This window comes from Frisingicoccus sp. (assembly GCF_048388605.1).
Taxonomy (GTDB): Bacteria; Bacillota; Clostridia; order Lachnospirales; family Lachnospiraceae; genus Frisingicoccus.
In genome coordinates this window covers 30,507-53,887 of the sequence record NZ_DBGCTU010000028.1, presented here as the reverse complement: position 1 = coordinate 53,887, position 23,381 = coordinate 30,507, and the positions used below count along the sequence as shown (strand labels likewise).

Here is a 23,381-nt window from a genome sequence, read left to right as displayed (position 1 = left end):
TAAGATAATCCTCGATAGCTCAATGGTAGAGCACTCGGCTGTTAACCGAGTTGTTGCAGGTTCGAGCCCCGCTCGGGGAGTAAAAAACAGGTTATTCGATATGAATAGCCTGTTTTTTTGTTGCGGCTCATAAGAGCGTACTTAAAAGCTTTTGACATGGAGGGACTTCAGTGTTAATATAATAACACTATGAATGGAGGTAACCTTTGATGACACGGGAAGAGAAAGACAGGGTTGAATATATTGCTTCGAACTTTCAGTTTGAAGGAAAATTGATGGGGCTGATCCCATGGGGGAACGGGCATATAAATGATACCTATTTGCTGACTTATGGTATTGGAAAAATGGGGTATATTAGGGTAATACTTCAGAGGATGAATAAAAATGTTTTTCCCCATCCGGTGGAACTGATGGAGAATATTGTAAATATAACAACTTTTCTTCACAAAAAGATTGAGGAGAATGGGGGCGATCCATATCGTGAAACGCTGAATGTGATTCCGGCGAAAGACAATATGCCTTATTATAAAGATTCGGATGGCGATTATTGGCGGGCTTTTGTATTTATTACTGATGCTTCCAGTTATGATATGGTGGAGAAGCCGGAGGATTTCTATCAGAGTGGTCTGGCCTTTGGAAAGTTTCAATGTCTGCTGGCTGATTTCCCTGCAGAAAAGCTGCATGAAACCATCGCTGATTTTCATAATACGAAACGGCGACTTTCCAATTTAAAAAAGGCTGTAGAGGAAGATGTGGCCGGAAGGGCGAATGAAGTGTCAAGGGAAATTCAGTTTGTTTTGGACAGGGAGAGTGACGCCGGCTTTTTTGTCGATTTGATTGATAAAAAAGAACTGCCGATACGTGTCACGCATAATGACACGAAATTAAATAATATCATGATAGATAATTACAGCGGTCAGGGGATTTGTGTGATTGATCTGGACACGACAATGCCGGGACTTGCAGCCTATGATTTTGGAGATTCTATCCGATTTGGCGCCAGCACGGCCAAAGAGGATGAGCCGGATCTGAGCAAGGTGAGCTGCAGTATGGAGCTTTTTGAAGCTTATACAAAGGGTTTTATCGAAGGATGTGACGGAAGGCTTACCAGAAGGGAACTGGAATTGCTGCCTATGGGGGCGAAGATGATGACCTATGAGTGCGGCATGCGTTTTCTCACGGATTATCTGCAAAATGATATTTATTTCAAAACATCCAGAGAGGGGCACAATCTGGACAGGGCACGCACCCAGTTTAAGCTGGTGGAAGATATGGAAAGTAAGTGGGAGCAGATGTGTCGTATTGTAAAAAAATATATTAAGTAGAGAACAGGTTTTTTATTTTTCAATCCGACTCTGTTTTCTGTATTCATTTGGACTAAGCCCGCATATCTTTTTAAAGGTCTGGGAAAAATAGCTTGGTGAGGAAAAACCAAGGAACCGGCTGATAAAAGAGAGCGGGTAGTCATCGTTTTTAAGGAGTTGTTTTGCCTCCTCAATTCTGCAGGAGATCATATAATTTATCGGTGATATTCCATATTCTTTTGTAAAAGCATGGACCAGATAATATCTGCTGACATGGCTCATTTCCACTAAAATATCCAGATTAATATTTTCACGATAATGGGTTTCGATATATCTTCGAATTGTAGTGCATAAATGTGAAGATTTTTTTGCACCGGAGACAATGGACATGGATAATCCCGTCTGGCGGAGAAGCAGAATCACCAGGATTTCCATTAGATCCTGGCAGATAATATCATGGTTAAAATCTTTATTTTCAATTTCTTTAAGCATACTTTGAAGATAAAATAAAATTTTATCCCGGATCGGACGACAGTTTACAATGTAATATTGTTGATTCCAGGCACTTGTCTCCGAAAGCTCGAAGCCCTCAATGCCAAGAACGATATATTCCATCGGGTTTGCATTTAAGCTCATTTCCGTATGGAGGACATGGGGATTGACGATCACAAAATCATTGGCGCCGACGGGATGGAGTTGATTTTCTATAAAAAACTGGCCAACGCCGTCAGTGACAAAAAACAGTTCACAGCAGTTGTGGGTGTGGGGCGTGCTATGCCAGTCGCCGCCGTATTTAGCTGAACTGATGTAAAGCAGTTTGGCTGAAGTGCGGATGTTTTTATTTTCATTTAAAGTAATATCATAACGATTTGTGCTCATATGCTGTATACCTCCAATTTGATTATAATATAGTCTTTAAAAACAAGCAATATAAATAGTCATATTGCATAAAAAAATAATCAAAAATATATATGTATTGGACAAAAAAACGGAAAATAACAATATATATAAAAAAGATAGCAATAAAGCGGTTGAATAGAAAATGGAATGGACTATACTAAGATTATATAGACGGAACGACTATTTTATCATTTAAGGAGGAGAAAAAATGAAAAAGAGATTATTAAGTTTGCTTTTATGCACAGCCATGGTTGCAACAGCTCTGGTTGGCTGCGGCGGCGGCTCAAAAGAGACGAAGGCTGCTGAGACAAAAGCAGAAGAAACAAAAGCCGGGGAAACAACGGTTGCGGCAGAAGATGTTACCATCAAAGTTGCAGCAATTGAAACCGCTTATGGTTCTGAGATGTGGCAGAAGGTATGTGAAGCGTTTACTGAGCAGACAGGTATTAAAGTTGAATTGACAACGGATAAAAAGCTTGAGGATGTCATCGGACCTTCCATGCAGGGCGGAGATTATCCGGATGTTATTCACCTGGCAACAGGCCGTGAAGCCGCTTTGACAGAACAGTTCATCAAAGGTAATCTGATTGCAGACATCACAGATGTATTGTCTATGCAGATTCCGGGAGAAGAAGCTATTGTTTCTGATAAAATTGCAGGCGGATTCACTGAGACAGCTCTGACAAATCCTTATGGCGATGGAAAAACTTATCTTGCACCGATGTTCTATTCTCCATGCGGACTTTTCTACAACGCAGGTCTTTTAAAAGAAAAGAATTGGGAAGTTCCTACAACATGGGATGAAATGTGGGAATTAGGCGATAAAGCCCTTGAAGAAGGCATTTATTTATTCACATATCCGACAACCGGTTATTTTGACGCATTCTTCTATGCGCTGATGTATTCGGCCGGCGGTCCTGAATTCTTTGATAAGGCCACAAAATATGAAGAAGGTATCTGGGATACAGAAGAAGCTAAGACATGTTTCGATATCGTTGCTAAATTAGCTAAGTATACAAATCCAATCACACCGGCTCAGGCAAATGACGAAGATTTCACTCAGAATCAGCAGTTAGTGCTTGACAATAAAGCAATCTTTATGCCGAACGGCACATGGATCGTCGGCGAGATGGCAGAAGCTCCTCGCGCAGAAGGTTTTGAATGGGGTATGACAGCGCTTCCGGCGGTTGCGGAAGGCGGAGACCAGTACAGCTATACATGGTTTGAGCAGGCTTGGATTCCATCCGGCGCTGCAAACGTAGATGCTGCAAAACAGTTTATAGCATTCCTTTACAGCGATACAGCATGTGAAATCTTTGCAGAAGCAGGCGCTATCCAGCCGGTTCTCGGCATTGCTGATAAACTGGAAGGCGATAATGTTATGTTCTACTCCATCTATGATAATGGAGCAAAAGCAGCTATGGGTAACTTTGCAGCATTCGAAGCTATCCCGGGCGTAGAAGTACGTACCGCATTCTTTGACCCTGTAAACTCCTTAGTATCCGGTGAGATGACAGAGGAACAGTGGATCGAAGGCGTTAAGGCGGCAAGCGATCAGATGCGTGCTAATTTAAAATAGTCGATAAAAGTGTTTATTTTGATGGCGGCGGGCAGGAGTATCTGTCCGTCGCTTTTCAATATAAAAATTTAAGGAAAGGGACGACAGCCTATGAAAAAAGATAAAAAGTTAAGTCGGTTTTTGCTGCTTTGTATTGCTCCGGCGGTTATACTTTTTTTCATTTTTATGATCGTGCCTACGTTTAATGTATTTCGAATATCTTTATATGAAAAGGGAGCTTATACGCCGGATGAAACCTTTGTCGGGTTAAAAAATTTTCAAATGCTTATTTCGGATACAAGATTTATCCAGTCCATGCAAAACATGATTTTGCTGGTTGTCGTAGTCACCATCATTACTTTTGCTTTTGCATTAGTATTTGCGGGGATTTTATCAAGAGAAAAAATTAAAGGGCAGAATTTTTTCCGGATTATATTTTACATCCCGAATATTTTGTCTGTAGTTGTAATTTCAGGTATTTTTTCCGCAATTTATAAACCGGAAAATGGTATGTTAAACAGTATTATCGGATTGTTCAGGGATATGACAACCCCAATTCTCTGGAAAGGCGAAAAGCTTGTTATGGTCAGCGTTATTATTGCGATGGTGTGGCAGGCTATCGGCTATTATATGGTTATGTATATGGCGTCCATGGCCAGTGTGCCTCAGAGTTTATATGAAAGCGCCAGTCTGGACGGCGCCGGACGTATTGAACAGTTTTTCCATATCACCATTCCATTGATTTGGACAAATATCCGTACAACCTTAACATTTTTTATCATTTCGACAATTAATATGGCATTCCTATTTGTCAAAGCAATGACCTCCGGCGGTCCGAACGGGGCGTCAAATGTTGCGCTGAACTACATGTACAGTCAGAAGGATGCCGGGTTATATGGATATAGTATGGCGATTGGCGTTGTGATTTTTATTTTTTCTTTCGCACTCTCTGCGTTGGTTAATAAAGTTACTGAGCGCGAGCCGCTGGAATTCTAAGGAGGAAGGATAATGAAAAATAAAAAAGAATCCACTTCCGCAGAACGCATATATAAAATATTTATTTATGTGGCTTTGCTGACACTGGCTATTGTGATCATTGTCCCGGTGGCCTGGGTGTTTATGGCTGCATTCAAGGAGAACAGAGAGTTTTATGGAAATCCGTGGACCCTGCCCGCCGGTTTATACTGGCAAAACTTTGTAAATGCGTGGAATACGGCGAAAATGGGCGAGTATATGCTGAACTCGGTGCTTGTGACGGCTTTGGCACTGCTCATTTTATTGGCGGTGGCATTGCCGGCAGCCTATTGTTTGTCGAGATTTAATTTCCGGGGCCGGAAGTTTTTAAATGGCTGTTTTATGGCCGGATTATTCATTAATGTAAACTATATTGTTGTTCCAATCTTTTTGATGCTGAGGGACGGGGATTTATGGCTTACAAAAATGATAGGCAAAGGATTTTTGCTGAATAATCTGATTGTTTTGGCAATTATTTATGCGGCGACGGCACTGCCGTTTACTATTTACCTGCTTTCCGGATATTTTGCGACTCTGCCTCATGATTATGAAGAGGCGGCCTATATTGACGGGGCAAGTTATCGGCGGGCGATGTGGGATATTATTTTTCCTATGGCAAAACCGTCGATAATTACGATTATTTTATTTAATTTTCTGTCCTTCTGGAATGAATATATTATCTCAATGACTTTGATGAGTTCGGCTACCGGGCAGAAAACTTTGCCGGTAGGACTGTTAAATTTGATGCAGGCACAGCAATCTGCGGCTGAATATGGTATGATGTATGCAGGGCTTGTATTGGTTATGCTGCCGACCCTGATTTTATACATCTGCGTGCAAAGTAAATTGACCGAAGGAATGACTGTAGGCGGATTGAAAGGATAGGTGAAGCCATGGAATTTTGGAAAGAACATGTAAAAGTCCGGGTTATGTTGATCGCATTGTTTTTTGTTGTGGGTCTTATCCTTGTTTTTGCGGGCTGGAAAATGACCGGAAAACTTGCTGGCCTGGGTCTTATGATCGTGGGAGTGATTTTATTGTTGGCAGCGTTACTTATTTATAATAAACCATTTGAGACACCGAATAAGAAATAAACAGTAAGGAATGTTGGAGCATGAAGCAAAACGAGACATTGAAAACCGGGCGTGTAACGATTCCGACAAATTTGGATGTGGTGCCGGAAACAATTGAGATTTTAAAACGGTGGGGCGCTGATGCGATCAGAGATTGTGACGGAACAGAGTTCCCGGAAGAATTGACACATACGGGTGCAAAAATTTATGCGACATATTATACGACACGTAAAGATAATGAATGGGCGAAGGCGAATCCGGATGAGGTGCAGCAGTGCTATATTATGACCGGATTTCATACGGCGGTGGACGGAAGGCTGGAAATCGGACTGATGAAAGGGGTTTCTCCCGAATTAATGCAGGTAAATACACGGGATGATATGAAGCGGTGGTGGGAAGTTATTGACCGTTCCACAGGAGAAATTGTTCCGGCAGACCAGTGGTATTATGAGGAGGAGAGCGGCTGCGTTATTATAGAGAATCCGGTGAAGTTTCATGAATATACGGTGAGCTTTCTGGCCTATATTATATGGGACCCGGTACATATGTATAATGCGGTGACCAATGGCTGGAAGAATTTCGAGCATCAGATCACATTTGATGTGAGGCAGCCAAAGACTCATAAGTATTCAGTGGAGCGCCTTCGACAGTTTTGTGAGGAACATCCATATGTTGATGTCATTCGATATACTACATTTTTTCATCAGTTTACGTTAATTTTTGATGAGCTCAAAAGGGAAAAGTTTGTGGACTGGTACGGCTATTCCGCATCTGTAAGTCCTTATATTCTGGAGCAGTTTGAGAATGAGGTCGGATATCCGTTCCGCCCGGAATATATTATCGATGAAGGTTATTATAATAATCAATACCGTATTCCGAGCAAAGAATTTAAGGATTTTCAGGCATTCCAGCGGCGTGAGGTGGCAAATCTTGCAAAGGAAATGGTGGATATCACCCATGAATACGGCAAGGAAGCCATGATGTTTCTGGGGGACCATTGGATTGGTACGGAACCGTTTATGCCTGAATTTCAAACTATTGGCCTGGATGCGGTCGTGGGCAGTGTGGGCAATGGGAGCACGCTGCGGCTCATATCCGATATATCCGGGGCAAAGTATACGGAAGGTCGGTTTTTGCCATATTTCTTCCCGGATACCTTCCATGCCGGCGGTGACCCTGTCAAAGAAGCAAAAATAAATTGGGTAACGGCGCGGAGGGCGATTTTGAGAAATCCGATTGACCGTATCGGATATGGCGGTTATCTCAAACTGGCGCTGGAGTTTCCGGATTTTATTGACTATGTGGAAAGCGTATGCAATGAGTTCCGCGAACTTTATGAAAATGCCCGGGGGACGGAACCCTACTGTGTAAAGACCGTTGCAGTATTGAATTGCTGGGGTAAAATACGCAGCTGGGGCTGTCATATGGTGCATCATGCTCTGTATCAGAAGCAGAATTACAGTTATGCCGGTGTGATTGAGGCGCTTTCCGGCGCAGCCTTTGATGTTCATTTTATTTCTTTTGATGACATCCGGGCAGATGAACATATTCTGGATGATGTTGATGTCATTATTAACGTGGGTGACGGTGACACGGCACATACCGGCGGCCGCGAGTGGGAAGATGCGGATCTGACTTCCAGAATACGGGAATTTATCTATAATGGCGGCGGTTTAATCGGCGTTGGCGAGCCGTCGGGCCATCAATATCAGGGACATTATTTCCAGCTTGCCAATGTGCTTGGCGTGGAAAAGGAGACCGGGTTTACTTTAAATTATGATAAATATAATTGGGAAGAACATGGGGACCATTTTATTCTTGCGGATATTACAGAATCGGTGGATTTTGGCGAGGGTAAAAAAAATATTTATGCCCTTGAAACTGCGGAAATTTTGGTTCAGCACGACAAGGAAGTTCAGATGGCGGTGAATTCCTTTGGAAAAGGCCGTGCGGTTTATATCAGCGGCCTGCCTTATAGTTTTGAAAACAGCCGGATTTTGTACAGGAGTATTCTCTGGAGTACCCATAGTGAAAAAGAACTTTATAAGTGGTTCAGCACAAATGTTCATGTGGAAATTCATGCTTATGTGAAGAATGGAAAGTATTGCGTTGTCAATAATACCTATGAACCGCAGGATACAGTCGTATACCGGGGGGATGGAACCAGTTTTGAACTTCATATGGAAGCAAATGAAATCCGATGGTATGGGATGGAGGAATAGTAATGGCAAGTTTAAAATTAAAAGATATTAAAAAGGTATATCCTAATACAGAAAAAAAGAAAAGCAAAAAAGGAGAGCAGGATAAGAAAAGTAATCTTTTGGTGACGGAGGAGGGCGTGGTTGCCGTCCAGGAATTCAATCTGGATATTGCGGATAAAGAATTTATCGTATTGGTCGGACCTTCCGGCTGTGGAAAATCCACAACACTTCGTATGGTTGCCGGATTGGAAGAAATTTCTTCCGGAGATTTGTATATTGACGGTAAGCGGGTCAATGATGTGGCGGCAAAGGAGCGGGATATCGCCATGGTATTTCAGAGTTATGCCCTTTATCCGCATATGACTGTATTTGAAAATATGGCCTATCCGCTAAAACTGAAGAAAATGGATAAGGCAACGATTGAAAAGAAAGTTAAAGAGGCGGCGGAAATCCTTGGAATTACCGAGTATCTGGACAGAAAACCCAAGGCTCTTTCCGGCGGTCAGAGACAGAGGGTTGCGATTGGCCGGGCGATCGTAAGAAATCCAAAGGTGCTTTTAATGGACGAGCCTCTCTCCAACCTGGATGCGAAACTTCGGAATCAGATGCGGGCAGAGATTATCAAACTTCGCAAACGTATCGATACCACGTTTATTTATGTTACCCATGATCAGACAGAAGCCATGACTCTGGGGGATCGGATCGTTATCATGAAGGATGGCGTGATTCAGCAGGTGGGGACACCGCAGGAGGTATTTGATCATCCGGCCAATCTGTTTGTCGCCGGATTTATCGGCATGCCGCGGATGAATCAGTTTGATGCGGAATTGATAAAGAAGGACGGAAAATATGCAGTGCAGATTGAAGGCCTGACGGTTGTGCTGTCGGAAGACAAGCAGCAGCGGTTGATGGAAAAGAATGTGGAACCGCAGCCTGTCCTGCTTGGCGTTCGGCCGGAACATTTAGTGCTGGATATGGAATCGGATGCCGTTATCCGGGGAACGGTGGATGTTTCTGAAATGATGGGCAGCGAAATACATTATCATGTAACAGCTCAGGGAAAGGACACAATCATCATTGTTCCGACAGTCGGGAGCCGCTCTTTTATCCCTATGGGCAAAGAGATCACATTTACATTACAGGGCAGTGTGGCCCATATTTTCAATAAAGAAACCGGAAAAAATCTGGAATTTTAAGTTTTTGGGGCGGCGGTGAAAGCCGCCCCGTAAAATATCGCATAATCAACAGGTTTGAGGCTGTGCAGGCCAATATTTTGCGTGATAAAAACCGGAAAAAGTCGGTCAAAAAAGTAAGTAAAAAATAAAAAAATGTCTTGCCAAACAAATGGAGATATGGTATGATAGTTTTTGTTGAGGCTCCATGGTCAAGCGGTTAAGACACCGCCCTTTCACGGCGGTAACAGGGGTTCAAATCCCCTTGGAGTCATTTAGTTATAAGCCGATGTGGCTCAATTGGCAGAGCAGCTGATTTGTAATCAGCAGGTTATCGGTTCGAGTCCGATCATCGGCTTTTATACCTTGTCGCGCGAAGCTTGACGAAGCGCGTCTATGCGAAGCATCTGATATCTGGGATGCCCGAATGGGTATACCTTGTCGCGCGGAGTTTGACGAAGCGCGTCTATGCGAAGCATCTGACATGCGGTATGCCCGAAGAGGTATACTATATTATGGACCTTTAGCTCAGTTGGTTAGAGCAACCGGCTCATAACCGGTCGGTCCTGGGTTCGAGTCCCCGAAGGTCCACTCAGGAGAAAGTAAGGCCTGTAGAGTTTAAAAATTTTTAAAATTAAGATTGATATATTGAATCAGAAATGATATAATATATGCATGTGGGATCTTAGCTCAGCTGGGAGAGCATCTGCCTTACAAGCAGAGGGTCACAGGTTCGAGCCCTGTAGGTCCCATTTTTGTGCCGGCGTGGCGGAACTGGCAGACGCACAGGACTTAAAATCCTGCGATCCTAACCGATCGTACCGGTTCGATTCCGGTCGCCGGCATTGATAGAAGAGGCTTCAAACCCTTATAAAAACAAGGGATTTGGAGCTTTTTTCTTTTGAAAAAAGATGTACAAATATGTACAGTTGCTGAAAGCGTTTTATATCAGGATTTTAGACATCTGTGAAATATCTCTTTCAGAAACTTGTTCGCCTATATAATGCTGTGTCATAGCCAAATTTGAATGGCCGAGAAGCGGTTGAATGTCAGTAACCTTAACGCCAGCATCAAAAAGCATGGATGCACCCGTAAATCGAATTTTATGACTCGAAAGATATGGAATACCAATCTCATCACAATACTTCTTTAAACGGCGGTTAAATCGGTCTGTATTCAGCGGCTTCTCGTTATGCATAAAGAGTAATTCACCATCTGGATTCAGTTCATACATCTTTTTGAGTATCTCTAGCCCCCTATCGGAAACAAGCTCCGTTCGTACACTATAGTCGGGGTTGCCCTTTGGAGCTTTAAGTACCTGTTGGGAATGGCCTAATGTCATATCACTTTGTAAGGTGCGTTCTTCAACAAGCTGGTGCCGGATAGTGACAGTGTGGCCATTTTTAGGGTGCCATGACAGGGCTTTGATTTCTCCAACCCGGAAAATCCCGCAAAATGCAAGCTGAATAGCGAGTACGTAAGCATCGGGCTCCAAGGTGCCTAGATAACTGAGCAGCTTTTTTCGTTCTTCAAGTGTGTAGGCTTTTTTTGAGGACGTCGGCGGCTTAAATTTTAAATCATTGCTTGAAATGGAAAGGATAGGATTAGATTCAATGATTTCGTTTAATACCGCATAATTGAAAATCCCGTTTAATAAAGATTTGCGGTTATTGAAGTCTTTGCGGGTAATCAATCCGTTTCCAGTCCATACATGAAAAAGTTTTAAAATATGTCGCGGCTTGATTGATTTCATCTGCATATTTGCAAATTCAGAATCCGCAAATAAACGTCTCCATAAACCTACATCCTCTTCAATCGTCTTATTCGATACAATCCCTGTGCTTTTTCTGTAAACAAGCCAGTCCTTATACACGCTTTCCAGAGTATCATTGAAATAATAAGTATAGAGCTTATCAATCAATTCCTCTTCGTTTCGAGCGATAAATTGAGGATTATAGGACTTTACCCGTCCATCCTTGCAGGTGTAAAATTCCTTTCGTTTTTTGTTTTTGAAATAAATTTCATAAACTAAGTTTTTCTTTTGCCTTTTCGTCATATCTGTATATTGCACTATCTCTGATGCATTTAATGTACCATTTTCCAGGAATGTTTGCAAGGATTTGATAGCGTTGTATGCGGATTTTTGTTCTTTTGTTAAGTTTAAAGCTTGATGTACCATTAGAATATCTATCAGCGGTATTAACGCTATCTCCTTTCTAGTATTTTTAAAACGTATCAGTCAGTCGCACGTAAGGGCGCATGAGTGCGCCCTAAGTGCTTTGTGCCAGCTTAGACGCTAAGCAATAGGTGAACAAGGGAAGCGTATTATTTATAATAAAAATTTTTCTTTAGAAGAATGTATCCCTCGTTATCTGGATGTATTAGAATAACGGTGTCCGGGCCTTGTTTATCGAGGTCAGCCGGTTCTATTATGTATTCTTTGCTTTCACTTTTTGTCTGGGTTGTCCGGGTTGAACTTTTACTTGTGCTTTTTTTGATTGCGTTTTTATATCCTATCAGCTCTGCAAAATACTTTTGACTTTCCGGCTCTCCCAAACCGCCAAGAAGCACTTTAAAGCGAAAATTAGCCATTAAAGCCTTTGTTGTATCATGACCATATAAAATGTCTAAATCGGCCAGATTCTGGGTCATTATCATAACTCTACAGAGTCTTTTTCTATATTTTCTTAATGCTTCTAGAATGGTTCCTGCATCAATTTTTAAGCTGGCATATTCATCAAGAAAAAGAAGTATATTTTCGCTCTCATCTGTAACCTTTCGATTGCTTATATATTGCATTTGCAAACTTGTTATGATATTTAATAGTGGGCTATATAACTCAATTTTTGGGTCCTCAATAATAACAAAAATATTGTATTTTTCTATCATCTTACCTTCTATGGATTTTTCATCCGCTGTTGGTCTTCTGACGGATTTTTTTATTTTCCCGTTTGTTGCAAAGAGCTTGATTGCATCATCACAGCTTTGCTTGCAACCGCTTATATTTTGCGCCGAAACTCCCTCAAATGAGTTGATATATGTGATTGCATCTTCGTTTTTAGTTTCATCTATTGCCTGGAATAAGTTTGGATAACTTGAACCCACTATCTTTTTGCATATTGGTATAAAATCCATTCCAGTTCCGTAAAAAGCGATTAAAGAAGCTGTTAAAATCTTTCTTCCGTTTGTCAGGAAATATCTTGCATTTTCGTTCATATTTGGAACCTCTGGTATAAGTAAAAATGCAAGCTGTTCAAGGGCTTCGTTTTTATCTTCTGCGGTTTTTAAATCATCAATAGCACCAAATATATTGTATGGTGTTGTGTCGGGGTCTTCTGGTTCATAAATGATTTTGTTCGGCATATCTGGACAATTTTTACAAATATCCCCGGATATATCTATTGTGAAACTTGTGCCTGTCCAACTCCTTAAAGTTGGTATTCCTATTGCGGATGTTTTTCCTGTACCGCTTGCCGCAAAAACAGCTATAGAACCTTCACTGCCTGTTGGCGAAAATATAATTTGCCGCCCCAACTTGCCGAAGAGCACTCCGTGAGCTTTATCTGCCGGAGCTTTTTTTAATTCTTTTAATATTTTTTTTTGGTAACTCCGGCGTATATAATCAAATAAAGTAAATACAAGCATTAATACTGCCATAATAACAACTGGCATGGCTATTTTTTCTGTTATTATCATTAACTTTTACCACCTCGCTATAGTTCTGTCTGTTCTGTCCGTCGGATTGCTCCAACGATTTAGGTTTTGCTCCCTTTTAATAATTCTGTTTTTCTTTAGTTCCCGGATGCTCAAAGCTCTTCCTTTAGAATCTCTTTGAGTAGCTCCGTTTAAGATATCTGTTTTTTTACAGATAGATAGCGCTTCTAATTCTCTGGCAAGGTCTTCATGGAATGTCTTTAAGTCATCCCTTCCTACACACTCTTTAGCGCAGAAGCTTTTTTCTCCTTTTCTTTCTATCACTGGAAGAAAAGCAAAATGCATATGGTCTGTGGTTTCTGATTTATGAATATAGGCACTTATACAAACATCTTCACCCATTCCGCTTTTGGTTCCATATCGGTCAATCAAGAAATTGTAGGTTGCCTGAAAAAATGCAGCCTTTTTTTCTTCCGGAAGATTGGCCGGTGCGTCCACTATCCAGCAGCACATTCTCACAGCATCTTTTCGCAGTGTTCTTCCATTCATGATTTCTTCGATTTTTGATTTGATGTAGGCCGTTTGTTTTCCTCTGTCCGGGGCAAGATTTGTACGGTCTTCATCCAATCTGTTTTGATCAATATCAGGATTGCCATAATGGCCCTTGCTCACACTTCTTTCGTAATGTGCGCAAAGGTGCCCTATGTCCTTCATGTCTGAAAATTTTTTCATATTCGCCATATTTTGGCTCCTTCCTTTTTATATCCGGGGGGAGTATATTGAGAGTGTAGCATGTTATACTTTGTCACATCGTTCCAAAGTATCCCCTCATTTACACTCGGTAACATGCCAGAGAAGCATCTCTGGACTCTCTTTTTTCATCCGAAAATCGGATGAAAAAGGGGGCTGTTTCGCCCCCATCCGATAAAATTTGATGATTAAAAACATCAAATTTTATCTTTCCCCCTCTAAAATCAGAGTGTGTCATTTTCCAAGCAGTGCTTAGAAACGATAAAATCGTTCTGAACAGCATAGCCTCTTGAAGAAGCATAAAATTCAAGTTCATTTTTCATTTGTTGAAAGATTACCATTTGATTGTTTATAAAACACAGATTTACTTTCTGTGCTGAGCAGTTTTCAAGAACCTGACAAACAGAATGATAAAATGCACTTAATTCGGATAAATTAAAGTCATTTAATACATCTAAATTTAGAATATTAAGTTTCACTGTTTCACCCCCTTACATTTTGGTTTCATTATTAATATGAGAGATTATCTTGAATGAAGAAATTCTCGTTTGACGAGTTGGCTATAGTTCGCATATTATGGCGGGGCTGATTGACAACAGCCGTTAAAGTGAATTTTTTTTACGCTTGCCACGGCAAACACTCCTTTCTGGTCTGGCATATATAATATGGTATTTCAAGTTTGCTGAAGACTACCATTTCCGGTAAACGGTTTATCTTGTCACCGTCTCACCCAGAGGGCAGGTGGGGCAAGTACCTGAGACATCTATCTATTTTAGACAGAGGTAATTTAATCTGTACGAGTCCCCCTTCGTTTTTGGCTCACTATTAATATGGGAGATTATGTTGAATGAAGAAATGAGATAGATTTTCAAATAAAAAACGCTTGAATGTTCAAGCGTTTACGATTGTAGATAAAGTATTTGCAAATGTCTGGATTTTGTAATATAATAAAGGGACAGTATATCTTAGCGTTTATTAGAAGTAAGGATAAGAATAAAGACATTGTTAAAAAAATGTCATACAGAAAGCGGAAATGATTTCCGCTTTTATTAAATCATCGATAAATATAAGAAGATGTTGTAACACCTGAGTTGTGGTCTTGAGGCTTGGAAGAAAAATATTGAAATGGATAAAAATTAATGCTAATAAGAAGTACACTGATAAAGCGAGATGTCTTTGGCTTTATTTGTTTATTTCTTTTTTATTTGTTCGATTCAAAAGGTAATCTACAGAACATTTATAGTGATCGGCAATTCCGATAAGAACCGTCAAGGGCATATTTCTATCGCCGGATTCATAATGAGAGTAGGCACGTTGGCTGATATTTAATTTTTTTGCGAGCTCTTTCTGTGATAAATCACTATCTTCCCTTAAACCTTTAATACGTTCCAGATTCATAATCTTCCTCCATGAATTTTATTATACAGAGAACAGTATGTTCTAATTGATTTTGAGAACAACATGGGCTATAATAAAATTTGAGCAGATTGAGAGGGAGGTTGGAGACATGGAATCTATGTATGAACGTTTGACAAAAATTTTTTCAGAAGTAGAAAATTTGAGAATTGCATCAAAAATATTTTCTGCCGGTTTAGAGGCGGAAGGAGAATATTATTCTTTATCTGTTTTGGATGTGTATCATACTATTTTGTCGGGAGTAGAAAAAGAATTACAGGATATCATAACGGACATAGAAAAAGAGAGCATGAAGGAGTAAAAAGTTGTACAAAAGTTGTACAGTTAGTATCAGAGATAGCGCAACCCTCCTTTCTAAGCGGTTTTATTTGATGTTTAATGGTTCGATTCCGGTCGCCGGCACTCATTTTATTCAGGAGAAACATTGAATTTTCAATGATTCTCTTATTTTTTTGTACTGAAAAGTTTGAACACCCGTTGAACACCCGATTATATCGAAAGGCCGGGTTCATATATGCCTGTGAAACATTAATTAATTCTTACAAAAAACTGTCAGGTGAAAAAATGTCAAAAAAACGATGGGAATTTTTTTATATATATGGTACACTATAGGTATTACAGAAAAAGAGAATTTATTAAGGAAAAGGAAATATATATTGGAGAGAGGTGAAGAACATGGATAAAAGAAGATCCAGATTATTTGCAGCGCTTTTAATGGCCGTCTTTATGATGACCTCTGTTTTTGCAGCACCGGCAAATGTGTATGCGGCGGAGGAGACAAACGAAGAGACAAAAAAGGAAACAAAAAAGCCGAACATTGAGGTGAAAGCAAAGACAAAGGACAGCATAACCCTGAAAGTGGAAGAAGGGTATGAATATGCGATTCAGATAACTAAAGATGATAAAACTGAGTGGAAGTGGGCTGAGGACAGTCAGTACACTGAGGATGAGGAGACCCATGAGCGGATAGAGGTTACTTTTTCTAAGTTGGAAGAAGGAGAAACCTATATTTTTGGAAAACGTGCTCAGGAGGATAAAGATGGAAAGATACTCACTCAGAAAGTTGAGTTGAAGATTTCTGAGTCGGGGGAAGATTCAAAGAAGTCGGATGAACCGGCTATTGAGTCAACTGAACCGGCCATCGAGTCAACTGAACCGGCAACAGAGTCGACAGAATCGACTACGGAAGCAGCGACACAATCCGGCGATCAGAATGTGCAGTCGCCGAAGGAAACGGAGCCTCCGGTAAGCGTGAGCAGTCCAAAAAAAGCATCGGCGAATGGTGTAACAGAAAACAAAGAAACAGAATCGAAGGAAACGGAATCAAAGCAGGAAGATGCAACAAATCCGGCGAACAATAATTCTAATGTCCCGAAGGAAAGCAAGTCAAATCAGGAGAGCGGAGCATCCCGGTTGGCACCGGCCGCTGAAGCTCCGGAAAAGCCGGAAGTAGCGTCTTTCACAGATACGACTGTTCAGTTGAAGAAAGTCGAGGGACAGGAATATGCTCTGATAAATGCCGATGGTAAGGCGGATTCCTGGGATAAGACAGGATTTTTCGAAAATCTGAAGCCGGATACGGAATATAATTTTGTAACACGGGTGGAATATGATTCTTCAACGGCGGATGAAAGTAAAATGAGCGAAACTGTGACTGTTCATACAAAACTTTCTGCGGCAGCAGCACCGGCCATTCCGAAGATGGCCTCCAGAACAGAGACATCGATTACATTGGCTGCGATAGAGAACGGGGAATACGGCCTTGTTCAGATGGATGCCGTAGCTGAGAATAATGAGGGCATTGCCGCCCAGTCTGAGGAAAACATTCTCTGGCAGGATAGTCCTGAATTTACCGGTTTAAATCCGGGCACGGAATATATGTTTAAGGTGCGGATGAAATTTGATTCGGCGACGGCGATGGAAAGCCTTGCCAGTGACAGCTTTATCCTTCAGACATTAGTTCCGTTTGAAGGCTCTACAGTCACCGGCGTGGCCATGGACGGCGTTTATGTTTCCGGCACTAAATTAACGGCGACAGCAGTCGGCAATGGAATGGACAATGTAAATCCAACAGAGGGAGACAGCCGTTGGATTCCGCGGACATGGAACTGGGTGCAGAGCTCTTTCAATTCATGGAAAGAGAATTATACGATACCGTTTACCCTGGTTGAAGTCGGCAATTATCGGTTAAACGTAGATTTCGAACGGGAAGAATATACAGATGGAGCATGGAAAGCGACAGGCGTTGTGCAGACATATACAATCGGCTTTAAAGTAACGGCTGCTCCGATAACCCAGTATACGATCACTGCGACATCCAATGGAAATGGAACGATTGATCCTCAGGGCAATATCACAGCCGAACATGGCAAAGATTATACGTTCACATTTACGCCAAATAATGGCTATAAAGTAGCTAAAGTTTATGTGGACGGCGTTGAAACAAAGGTTGAAAATAACAAGTACACCTTTAAGGCGGTTAGTACAAATCATACGATTTCCGTAACCTTTGAGCTGGCCAGAAAGCTTGATTCTCCAAAGACAGGGGATAGTATGAATATGCCGTTGGCTTTTGGTGTTTTAGTGGTTTCCGCAGTGCTGTTGGCAGGTATATTTATATATAGCCGAAAGAAAAAAGTTAAACGTTAAAAAGTGATAAAAGACTTGTTCAGAGTTTTCAAAAAAAGCTCCGAACAGGTCTTTTTGGGTGTGTTGACTATGACGGCTATTTTGCTATCAATGGTTTAATTTTTATCGATGTTATTTTTGACGGTATTGCAACTTGATAAAAAATAAAATAGTGCTTGACAATAGGAGAAAACTATTGTAGAATAATTACTGTTGTTAAGACGTGTGCGTTTAGCTCAGCTGGATAGAGCGTTTGGCTACGGACCAAAAGGTCGGGGGTTCGAATCCTCTAACGCACGGCAAAAATCGACAAACTTCGGTGAGGAGTTTGTCGATTTTCTTTTGTGACGGGATGTATTTTCGGTCTTGACTTTACATAGGAAAGCAGGTATACTTGATAAAAACTTGTTATTAGATGTTGGCCTGAAGCAGGCTTTCATTAAAGGGGAGTAGTTGAAATACACCGTCAACAAGCGCGGCCCTGGGGGTCTGGTGGTGTATACCATAGAGGAATGGTAACGAGACTTTTAATGTATCTATTTGATGGAAGATGGGAAGTCTAAATAGATACATTGGAAGTCTCTTTTTTTCGCTGAGACTGAGGAACGGCGGAAAGGTTTGGCCCATGAAGGAGGAATGAGTATGAAAAGTTGGTATCAACAAACAGAGGGAGACATTTTAGAAAATCTTCATGTGACAAAAGACGGACATACGCCGGAGGCGGCGGCAGAGCTCCTCGAAAGTAAGGGGAAAAATGTCCTGGAGGCGGGAAAAAGGAAAAGTACGCTGCAGGTATTTTTATCCCAGTTTGCCGATCTGCTTGTGATCATATTAATTATTGCCGCAGTGATTTCTGCTTTTACGGGCAGTGGGGAAAGCACGATTGTTATTATAGCGGTCATAATTTTGAACGCAATTTTGGGAACAGTGCAGCACAAAAAGGCGGAAAAATCGCTGGATAGTCTGAAATCCCTGTCCTCGCCGTCAGCGAAGGTGATCCGCGGAGGCCGGAAGATAGAGATTGCTTCGAAGGATGTAGTGCCGGGGGATATTTTGCTGTTGGAGGCGGGCGATTTGGTGGTGGCCGACGGCAGGGTTTTAAACGGCTATTCTCTTCAGGTAAACGAAAGTTCTCTTACCGGGGAATCCACCAGTGTGGATAAATCGGAAGGTCTTATTGAGGGGGAAGTACCTCTGGCGGAACGCTCCAATATGGTCTATTCCAGCAGCCTGGTGACCTATGGGCGGGGCGTCGTTGTGGTGACGGGAACAGGGATGGATACGGAAATCGGCAAGATTGCCGGTCTTATGAATGCAACAAAGGAAAAAAAGACGCCGCTGCAGGTGAGTCTGGATGAGTTCAGCAGTAAACTGGCCATGGTTATTATGGTCATTTGCGCTATTGTTTTTGCCCTGAGTCTGTATCGAAAGATGCCGGTTCTGGATGCAATGATGTTTGCGGTAGCGCTGGCTGTGGCAGCGATTCCGGAAGCTCTGAGCTCAATCGTCACTATCGTGCAGGCGATGGGAACCCAGAAGATGGCGAAGGAACATGCCATTATCAAGGAATTAAAAGCGGTAGAAAGTCTGGGCTGTGTGTCAGTTATCTGTTCGGATAAAACGGGAACGCTGACTCAGAATAAAATGACGGTTCAGGATATTTATATCGATGGAAGTGTCATTGCCCCTGAGGAAATAGATATAAAAAAACAGCTGCATCGCTATCTGCTTTATGATGCCATTCTCACCAATGATTCGACAATCGTCGACGGCAAGGGGATTGGGGATCCGACGGAATATGCCCTTGTCGAGATGGCGCGGAAAATTGATTTGCCGGATACGGCGATTCGGGATATGATGCCTCGAATCGAAGAGATTCCTTTTGATTCCGACAGGAAATTGATGACGACCAAGTATCGGCTCCATGGGGTCCCTACTCTGTTGACAAAAGGCGCGCTGGATGTGCTTTTGGAGCGAACGACCCGGATACGGACTTCGGATGGAATTCGGGAATTATCAGAAACGGACAGGGAAAAGATTTTAGAGCAGAATCTGCATTTCTCGGAAAATGGCCTGCGGGTTCTGGCTTTTGCCTATCGGGAGGCGGAAGAAAATGAAAGTCTTTCGCTGAAATCAGAAGATGATTACATTTTCCTGGGATTGATTTCAATGATTGACCCGCCGAGGGAAGAATCGGCCGAAGCGGTTGCCGATGCAAAGCGGGCCGGGATCCGGCCGATTATGATCACGGGCGACCATAAGATCACGGCTACGGCGATCGCCCGGCAAATTGGTATTTTTGAGGAGGGTGACATGGCTGTCACCGGGCCGGAACTGGATGCTATGTCGGATGAAGAGCTGGATAAGGCAATCACAAAAATATCCGTATATGCCAGAGTATCCCCGGAAAATAAAATACGAATTGTCGACGCATGGCAGCGGCGGGGCAATGTTGTGTCCATGACAGGTGATGGCGTCAACGATGCGCCGGCTTTGAAAAAAGCAGATATCGGTGTGGCCATGGGCATCACCGGGACTGAAGTATCGAAGGATGCCGCCTCTATGATTTTGACGGATGACAATTTTGCAACTATCATCAAGGCAGTGGCTAACGGGCGGAATGTGTACAGAAATATAAAAAATGCCATCGGTTTTCTGCTCTCAGGAAATATGGCGGGGATTCTGAGTGTACTCTATACGTCGCTTATGGGGCTTCCGGTGCCGTTTGCGCCGGTGCATCTGCTTTTTATCAATCTTTTGACGGATTCTCTTCCGGCTATTGCCATTGGTATGGAGCCGGCCGAAAAGGATCTGCTTTCCGAGGAACCGAGAGATCCGAGGGAGGGTATTCTTACAAAGAAATTTATGGGAACGATTTTGATCCAGGGGGCGTTGATCGCGGCTGTGACGATGGCGGCTTTTTATGTGGGGCTTCGACAGGGAAATTCGGCTCTGGCCAGCACGATGGCCTTTGCTACATTGACAGCAGCCCGGCTGTTTCATGGATTTAACTGCCGGAGCAAGCATTCGATTTTTAGGATCGGGTTTTCGGGCAACTGGTATAGCCTGGCGGCCTTTGCGGCGGGTATGATTTTGTTGAATTTAGTATTGTCCGTAACCTTGTTAAAACGATTATTCCTCGTGTCCGCATTGACTTTTGGACAGTTGGGAATGATTTACTTTTTTGCGATAATCCCAACAGTGATTATCCAGATTTACAAAATTATATGTGAACGTTAAAACAGCCGCCGCAGTTTTGCTGAAACTGCGGCGGCTGCCTTAAAAACTTAAAAAATTAAGGTGCAGGATAGAAACCGCTTGGTGATTCGCTCAAATTAATCATGATATTTTTCATTTGAGTGTAATGCTCTAAAATGACTTTATGGGTTTCACGTCCGATACCGGAGGCTTTATAACCGCCAAATGGAGCGCCTTCCGGAATGGAGTTATATGTATTTACCCACATACGGCCGGTTTCGATACCTCTTGCGACACGGAGTGCCCGGTTGATATCCCTTGTCCACACAGCGCCGCCAAGGCCATATTCGCTGTCGTTGGCCATTTCTATAACTTCTTCTTCTGTTTTAAATTTCAGGATGCAGGCTACCGGCCCAAAGATTTCTTCCTGTGCTACCCGCATATCATTGGTTACATCGCCGAGGAGCGTTGGACGCATAAAGCAACCATTGCCGAGTTCGCCATCGGTGATCGCTTCACCGCCGCAGAGGATCTTAGCGCCTTCAGATTTTCCGATATCAATGTAGCTGAGAATCTTTTTGAGCTGTCCCCCGTTAATTTGGCTGCCCATTTGGGTGTCTGCTTCCCATGGCATACCAACTTTGACTGCATTGAAACGACGCACAGCTTCTTCAACAAATTTATCATAAATGCTCTCCTGAACAAATACCCGGGAACCTGCGCAGCATACCTGTCCCTGATTGAAAAGAATGCCCATCTGAAGACCATCCATGGCCATTTCAAAATCACAGTCTTCAAAGAAGATATTTGCGGATTTTCCGCCAAGTTCCAATGTTGATGGAATTAACTTTTGAGCTGCGGCGAGGGCTACATCTCTGCCGACTTCCGTTGAACCGGTAAAGGCAAGTTTACGGAAGCCTTTGTGTTCAAGCATATACTGTCCGGCTTTGGAACCGGAACCGGTAACGACGTTAAATACTCCGGCCGGAATGACATCCTGAACCAGGCGTGCAAGTTCCAGAACACTTAATGAAGTCGTGCTGGACGGTTTAAATACGGTACAGCATCCGCTGGCAAGAACCGGTGCCAGTTTCCATGCAGCCATGAGGAATGGGAAGTTCCATGGAACAATCTGCCCGACAACGCCGATAGGCTCTCTCAAGATCAGGCTTAATGTATCATTTCCCAACATATTGGCGCTGCCCTCCTCGGCCATGATACAGCCGGCAAAGTAACGGAAATGCTGCGCAGATAATGGAATATCCACGGCCATTGTTTCCCGGATCGGCTTACCATTATCGAGAGACTCCACCATCGCTAAATGTTCTGTGTTTGCGTCAATAATGTCGGCAATTTTATTCAGGATGGCCGCCCGCTCATTAACAGGAACATTTTTCCAGGTTTTAAAGGCATCCCATGCGGCATTTACCGCGCAGTCTACGTCCTCTTTTGTTGCTTCGGCACATTCGGCCAAAAATTCATTATTGGCCGGACAGGTGCTTTTAAAAGTACGGCCGTCGGAAGCATCTTTCCATTCGCCGCCAATAAATAACTTATACTTTTCCTGAAGATTTACTTTTTTCATTTTATGACTCCTTTCTTATACATGAAGATAATTATGGTTAATTGTAAAAAAAATAACGCTGACACTCAACCGGATTTATGCAGTTCTGCCACACGTTGTAATTTTATTATACAATATAAGCAATTGTCTGTCAACTTAAGTTTATTTATTAACATTATCTGACAAAATAATAACATAAAACTGTCGTTCGGTTAAGCAGAGAAATGATATTAAGAAATTTTATCAGTCCGGAGTATAGACAAATTTAAAAAAGTATAGTATCCTTGTGGTTAGTTAAAGCTAACGTTAGTCAAAACTAATCAATGAAGGGGTGAACAGAAATGCTGACATGGTGGCGGCATCAGCCTTTAGAAGTAAAAATTGCGGGGCAATGCGCCCCGGTGTTGGCGGGTGTGAAACCGTCCAATATGCTAGTCCTGGAAAATAAACATATTAGAGATGTTGTTCGGACTCTGGAAGGGACCGGATTATCCCGGCGGTGTCTTTATGCCGGGAATGAAAAAAATATATGGCTGCTTTATCGAAAAGCGGCTCTCGAAGAAATCGTATTCCGCAAAGAAGAGCGGGAATTTTTAGAACAACAAGGTTATGCGGATGACTGTCTGGAACAGATGCTGGTGCGTTTGGGGCAGCGTTTTCGGGAATACCGCAAAACACAGGATATTCCGTTTCCCCATGAGATGGGTGTGTTTTTAGGATATCCGATGGCCGATGTAAAAGGTTTTATTAAATACGGGGGAAAAAATTATCTCTATTCAGGCTACTGGAAAGTGTATGAAAATGTGGAGGAGAGAAAGCAGTTGTTCGAAAGTTATGAACAGGTACGAAGCGTTTTTGTTCAGGAGGCGGAAAAGGGAAAGAATCTCTGGGAGATTACAAGTGAATGGCAGTGTATGACTGCGTGATAAGGATAACAGGAGGAATAAAA

Annotated in this window: 18 protein-coding genes and 7 tRNA genes; 18 read left to right on the top strand and 7 right to left on the bottom strand. The window is 42.3% G+C overall.

What is annotated here, in order from left to right:
• The first annotated feature begins 8 nt into the window (after positions 1-8).
• Both ACMN7X_RS06670 and ACMN7X_RS06665 read left to right on the top strand, forming a co-directional pair.
• Positions 9-80, top strand: a tRNA-Asn gene (locus tag ACMN7X_RS06670).
• Between the two features lie 129 nt (positions 81-209).
• Entirely contained in the window at positions 210-1,325 is a 1,116-nt protein-coding gene (locus tag ACMN7X_RS06665; protein ID WP_418746691.1) for a phosphotransferase enzyme family protein, read from the top strand.
• 12 nt (positions 1,326-1,337) lie between these two features.
• Here the strand turns inward: ACMN7X_RS06665 and ACMN7X_RS06660 are convergent, their stop codons facing one another.
• Complete coding sequence (locus ACMN7X_RS06660) at positions 1,338-2,183, bottom strand: AraC family transcriptional regulator (protein ID WP_418746690.1); 846 nt, start codon at positions 2,181-2,183, stop codon at positions 1,338-1,340.
• Between the two features lie 229 nt (positions 2,184-2,412).
• Between ACMN7X_RS06660 and ACMN7X_RS06655 the strand changes: the two genes are divergently transcribed.
• The 11 genes from ACMN7X_RS06655 (at position 2,413) to ACMN7X_RS06605 (ending at position 10,067) form a co-directional block, all read left to right on the top strand.
• A complete protein-coding gene (locus ACMN7X_RS06655) occupies positions 2,413-3,783 on the top strand; it encodes a carbohydrate ABC transporter substrate-binding protein (protein ID WP_418746689.1) in 1,371 nt (456 codons plus the stop codon).
• 90 nt (positions 3,784-3,873) lie between these two features.
• Complete coding sequence (locus ACMN7X_RS06650; RefSeq protein WP_418746688.1) at positions 3,874-4,758, top strand: carbohydrate ABC transporter permease; 885 nt, start codon at positions 3,874-3,876, stop codon at positions 4,756-4,758.
• A 12-nt stretch (positions 4,759-4,770) separates the two neighbouring features.
• Positions 4,771-5,661: a carbohydrate ABC transporter permease gene (locus ACMN7X_RS06645; RefSeq protein ID WP_418746687.1), complete on the top strand. Its 891-nt coding sequence runs from the start codon at positions 4,771-4,773 to the stop codon at positions 5,659-5,661.
• Positions 5,662-5,669: 8 nt separating this feature from the next.
• Positions 5,670-5,870 carry a DUF6903 family protein gene (locus ACMN7X_RS06640; protein WP_418746686.1) on the top strand — a complete coding sequence of 67 codons (201 nt, stop codon included), beginning with the start codon at positions 5,670-5,672 and terminating at the stop codon, positions 5,868-5,870.
• 20 nt (positions 5,871-5,890) lie between these two features.
• Positions 5,891-8,071, top strand: coding sequence for a 1,3-beta-galactosyl-N-acetylhexosamine phosphorylase (gnpA, locus tag ACMN7X_RS06635; RefSeq protein WP_418746685.1), 2,181 nt, complete (start codon positions 5,891-5,893; stop codon positions 8,069-8,071).
• Positions 8,072-8,073: 2 nt separating this feature from the next.
• Positions 8,074-9,246 (top strand): ABC transporter ATP-binding protein, encoded by a 1,173-nt coding sequence (locus ACMN7X_RS06630; protein ID WP_418746684.1) that lies wholly within the window; start codon positions 8,074-8,076, stop codon positions 9,244-9,246.
• A gap of 178 nt (positions 9,247-9,424) precedes the next feature.
• A tRNA-Glu gene (locus ACMN7X_RS06625) sits at positions 9,425-9,496 on the top strand.
• Between the two features lie 11 nt (positions 9,497-9,507).
• Positions 9,508-9,580 (top strand) — tRNA-Thr (locus tag ACMN7X_RS06620).
• A gap of 159 nt (positions 9,581-9,739) precedes the next feature.
• Positions 9,740-9,813, top strand: a tRNA-Ile gene (locus tag ACMN7X_RS06615).
• 88 nt (positions 9,814-9,901) lie between these two features.
• Positions 9,902-9,974 (top strand) — tRNA-Val (locus ACMN7X_RS06610).
• 7 nt (positions 9,975-9,981) lie between these two features.
• Positions 9,982-10,067, top strand: a tRNA-Leu gene (locus ACMN7X_RS06605).
• A 98-nt stretch (positions 10,068-10,165) separates the two neighbouring features.
• On the opposite strand, the gene ACMN7X_RS06600 is transcribed toward ACMN7X_RS06605, so the two are convergent.
• The 5 genes from ACMN7X_RS06600 to ACMN7X_RS06580 all read right to left on the bottom strand — a co-directional run bounded on the left by ACMN7X_RS06600 (position 10,166) and on the right by ACMN7X_RS06580 (position 15,024).
• Positions 10,166-11,401, bottom strand: a complete 1,236-nt coding sequence (locus ACMN7X_RS06600) for a tyrosine-type recombinase/integrase (RefSeq protein ID WP_418746683.1) — start codon at positions 11,399-11,401, stop codon at positions 10,166-10,168.
• Positions 11,402-11,547: 146 nt separating this feature from the next.
• Entirely contained in the window at positions 11,548-12,918 is a 1,371-nt protein-coding gene (locus ACMN7X_RS06595) for a type IV secretory system conjugative DNA transfer family protein (protein WP_418746682.1), read from the bottom strand.
• 6 nt (positions 12,919-12,924) lie between these two features.
• The gene (locus tag ACMN7X_RS06590; protein WP_418746681.1) at positions 12,925-13,617 is read right to left on the bottom strand and encodes a plasmid recombination protein; all 693 of its coding nucleotides are present in this window, start codon (positions 13,615-13,617) and stop codon (positions 12,925-12,927) included.
• Positions 13,618-13,850: 233 nt separating this feature from the next.
• Positions 13,851-14,105, bottom strand: coding sequence for a hypothetical protein (locus ACMN7X_RS06585; RefSeq protein WP_418746680.1), 255 nt, complete (start codon positions 14,103-14,105; stop codon positions 13,851-13,853).
• 703 nt (positions 14,106-14,808) lie between these two features.
• Positions 14,809-15,024, bottom strand: coding sequence for a helix-turn-helix domain-containing protein (locus ACMN7X_RS06580; RefSeq protein ID WP_418746679.1), 216 nt, complete (start codon positions 15,022-15,024; stop codon positions 14,809-14,811).
• 109 nt (positions 15,025-15,133) lie between these two features.
• On the opposite strand from ACMN7X_RS06580, the gene ACMN7X_RS06575 reads away from it, so the two are divergent.
• From ACMN7X_RS06575 to ACMN7X_RS06560, 4 genes are all read left to right on the top strand, one after another.
• Positions 15,134-15,343, top strand: a complete 210-nt coding sequence (locus ACMN7X_RS06575; protein ID WP_418746678.1) for a hypothetical protein — start codon at positions 15,134-15,136, stop codon at positions 15,341-15,343.
• Positions 15,344-15,717: 374 nt separating this feature from the next.
• Entirely contained in the window at positions 15,718-17,691 is a 1,974-nt protein-coding gene (locus tag ACMN7X_RS06570; protein WP_418746677.1) for an InlB B-repeat-containing protein, read from the top strand.
• Positions 17,692-17,895: 204 nt separating this feature from the next.
• Positions 17,896-17,969: transfer RNA gene (locus ACMN7X_RS06565), tRNA-Arg, on the top strand.
• A gap of 343 nt (positions 17,970-18,312) precedes the next feature.
• Positions 18,313-20,910, top strand: coding sequence for a cation-translocating P-type ATPase (locus tag ACMN7X_RS06560; protein ID WP_418746676.1), 2,598 nt, complete (start codon positions 18,313-18,315; stop codon positions 20,908-20,910).
• A gap of 55 nt (positions 20,911-20,965) precedes the next feature.
• Here ACMN7X_RS06560 and ACMN7X_RS06555 read toward each other — a convergent pair whose 3' ends face one another.
• A complete protein-coding gene (locus tag ACMN7X_RS06555) occupies positions 20,966-22,453 on the bottom strand; it encodes an aldehyde dehydrogenase family protein (protein ID WP_418746675.1) in 1,488 nt (495 codons plus the stop codon).
• A 320-nt stretch (positions 22,454-22,773) separates the two neighbouring features.
• Here ACMN7X_RS06555 and ACMN7X_RS06550 point away from each other — a divergent pair, with 320 nt between their 5' ends.
• Complete coding sequence (locus ACMN7X_RS06550; protein WP_418746674.1) at positions 22,774-23,358, top strand: DUF3793 family protein; 585 nt, start codon at positions 22,774-22,776, stop codon at positions 23,356-23,358.
• Positions 23,359-23,381: the final 23 nt, after the last annotated feature.

Excerpts from the sequence above, each read along its gene's own strand:
- ACMN7X_RS06600 (WP_418746683.1), bottom strand. The coding sequence starts at position 11,401 with ATGGTACATCAAGCTTTAAACTTAACAAAAGAACAAAAATCCGCATAC.
- ACMN7X_RS06655 (WP_418746689.1), top strand. The coding sequence starts at position 2,413 with ATGAAAAAGAGATTATTAAGTTTGCTTTTATGCACAGCCATGGTTGCA.
- gnpA (WP_418746685.1), top strand. The coding sequence starts at position 5,891 with ATGAAGCAAAACGAGACATTGAAAACCGGGCGTGTAACGATTCCGACA.
- ACMN7X_RS06560 (WP_418746676.1), top strand. The coding sequence starts at position 18,313 with ATGAAAAGTTGGTATCAACAAACAGAGGGAGACATTTTAGAAAATCTT.
- ACMN7X_RS06630 (WP_418746684.1), top strand. The coding sequence starts at position 8,074 with ATGGCAAGTTTAAAATTAAAAGATATTAAAAAGGTATATCCTAATACA.
- ACMN7X_RS06570 (WP_418746677.1), top strand. The coding sequence starts at position 15,718 with ATGGATAAAAGAAGATCCAGATTATTTGCAGCGCTTTTAATGGCCGTC.
- ACMN7X_RS06665 (WP_418746691.1), top strand. The coding sequence starts at position 210 with ATGACACGGGAAGAGAAAGACAGGGTTGAATATATTGCTTCGAACTTT.
- ACMN7X_RS06555 (WP_418746675.1), bottom strand. The coding sequence starts at position 22,453 with ATGAAAAAAGTAAATCTTCAGGAAAAGTATAAGTTATTTATTGGCGGC.
- ACMN7X_RS06580 (WP_418746679.1), bottom strand. The coding sequence starts at position 15,024 with ATGAATCTGGAACGTATTAAAGGTTTAAGGGAAGATAGTGATTTATCA.
- ACMN7X_RS06645 (WP_418746687.1), top strand. The coding sequence starts at position 4,771 with ATGAAAAATAAAAAAGAATCCACTTCCGCAGAACGCATATATAAAATA.
- ACMN7X_RS06575 (WP_418746678.1), top strand. The coding sequence starts at position 15,134 with ATGGAATCTATGTATGAACGTTTGACAAAAATTTTTTCAGAAGTAGAA.
- ACMN7X_RS06640 (WP_418746686.1), top strand. The coding sequence starts at position 5,670 with ATGGAATTTTGGAAAGAACATGTAAAAGTCCGGGTTATGTTGATCGCA.
- ACMN7X_RS06650 (WP_418746688.1), top strand. The coding sequence starts at position 3,874 with ATGAAAAAAGATAAAAAGTTAAGTCGGTTTTTGCTGCTTTGTATTGCT.
- ACMN7X_RS06550 (WP_418746674.1), top strand. The coding sequence starts at position 22,774 with ATGCTGACATGGTGGCGGCATCAGCCTTTAGAAGTAAAAATTGCGGGG.
- ACMN7X_RS06590 (WP_418746681.1), bottom strand. The coding sequence starts at position 13,617 with ATGGCGAATATGAAAAAATTTTCAGACATGAAGGACATAGGGCACCTT.
- ACMN7X_RS06660 (WP_418746690.1), bottom strand. The coding sequence starts at position 2,183 with ATGAGCACAAATCGTTATGATATTACTTTAAATGAAAATAAAAACATC.
- ACMN7X_RS06595 (WP_418746682.1), bottom strand. The coding sequence starts at position 12,918 with ATGATAATAACAGAAAAAATAGCCATGCCAGTTGTTATTATGGCAGTA.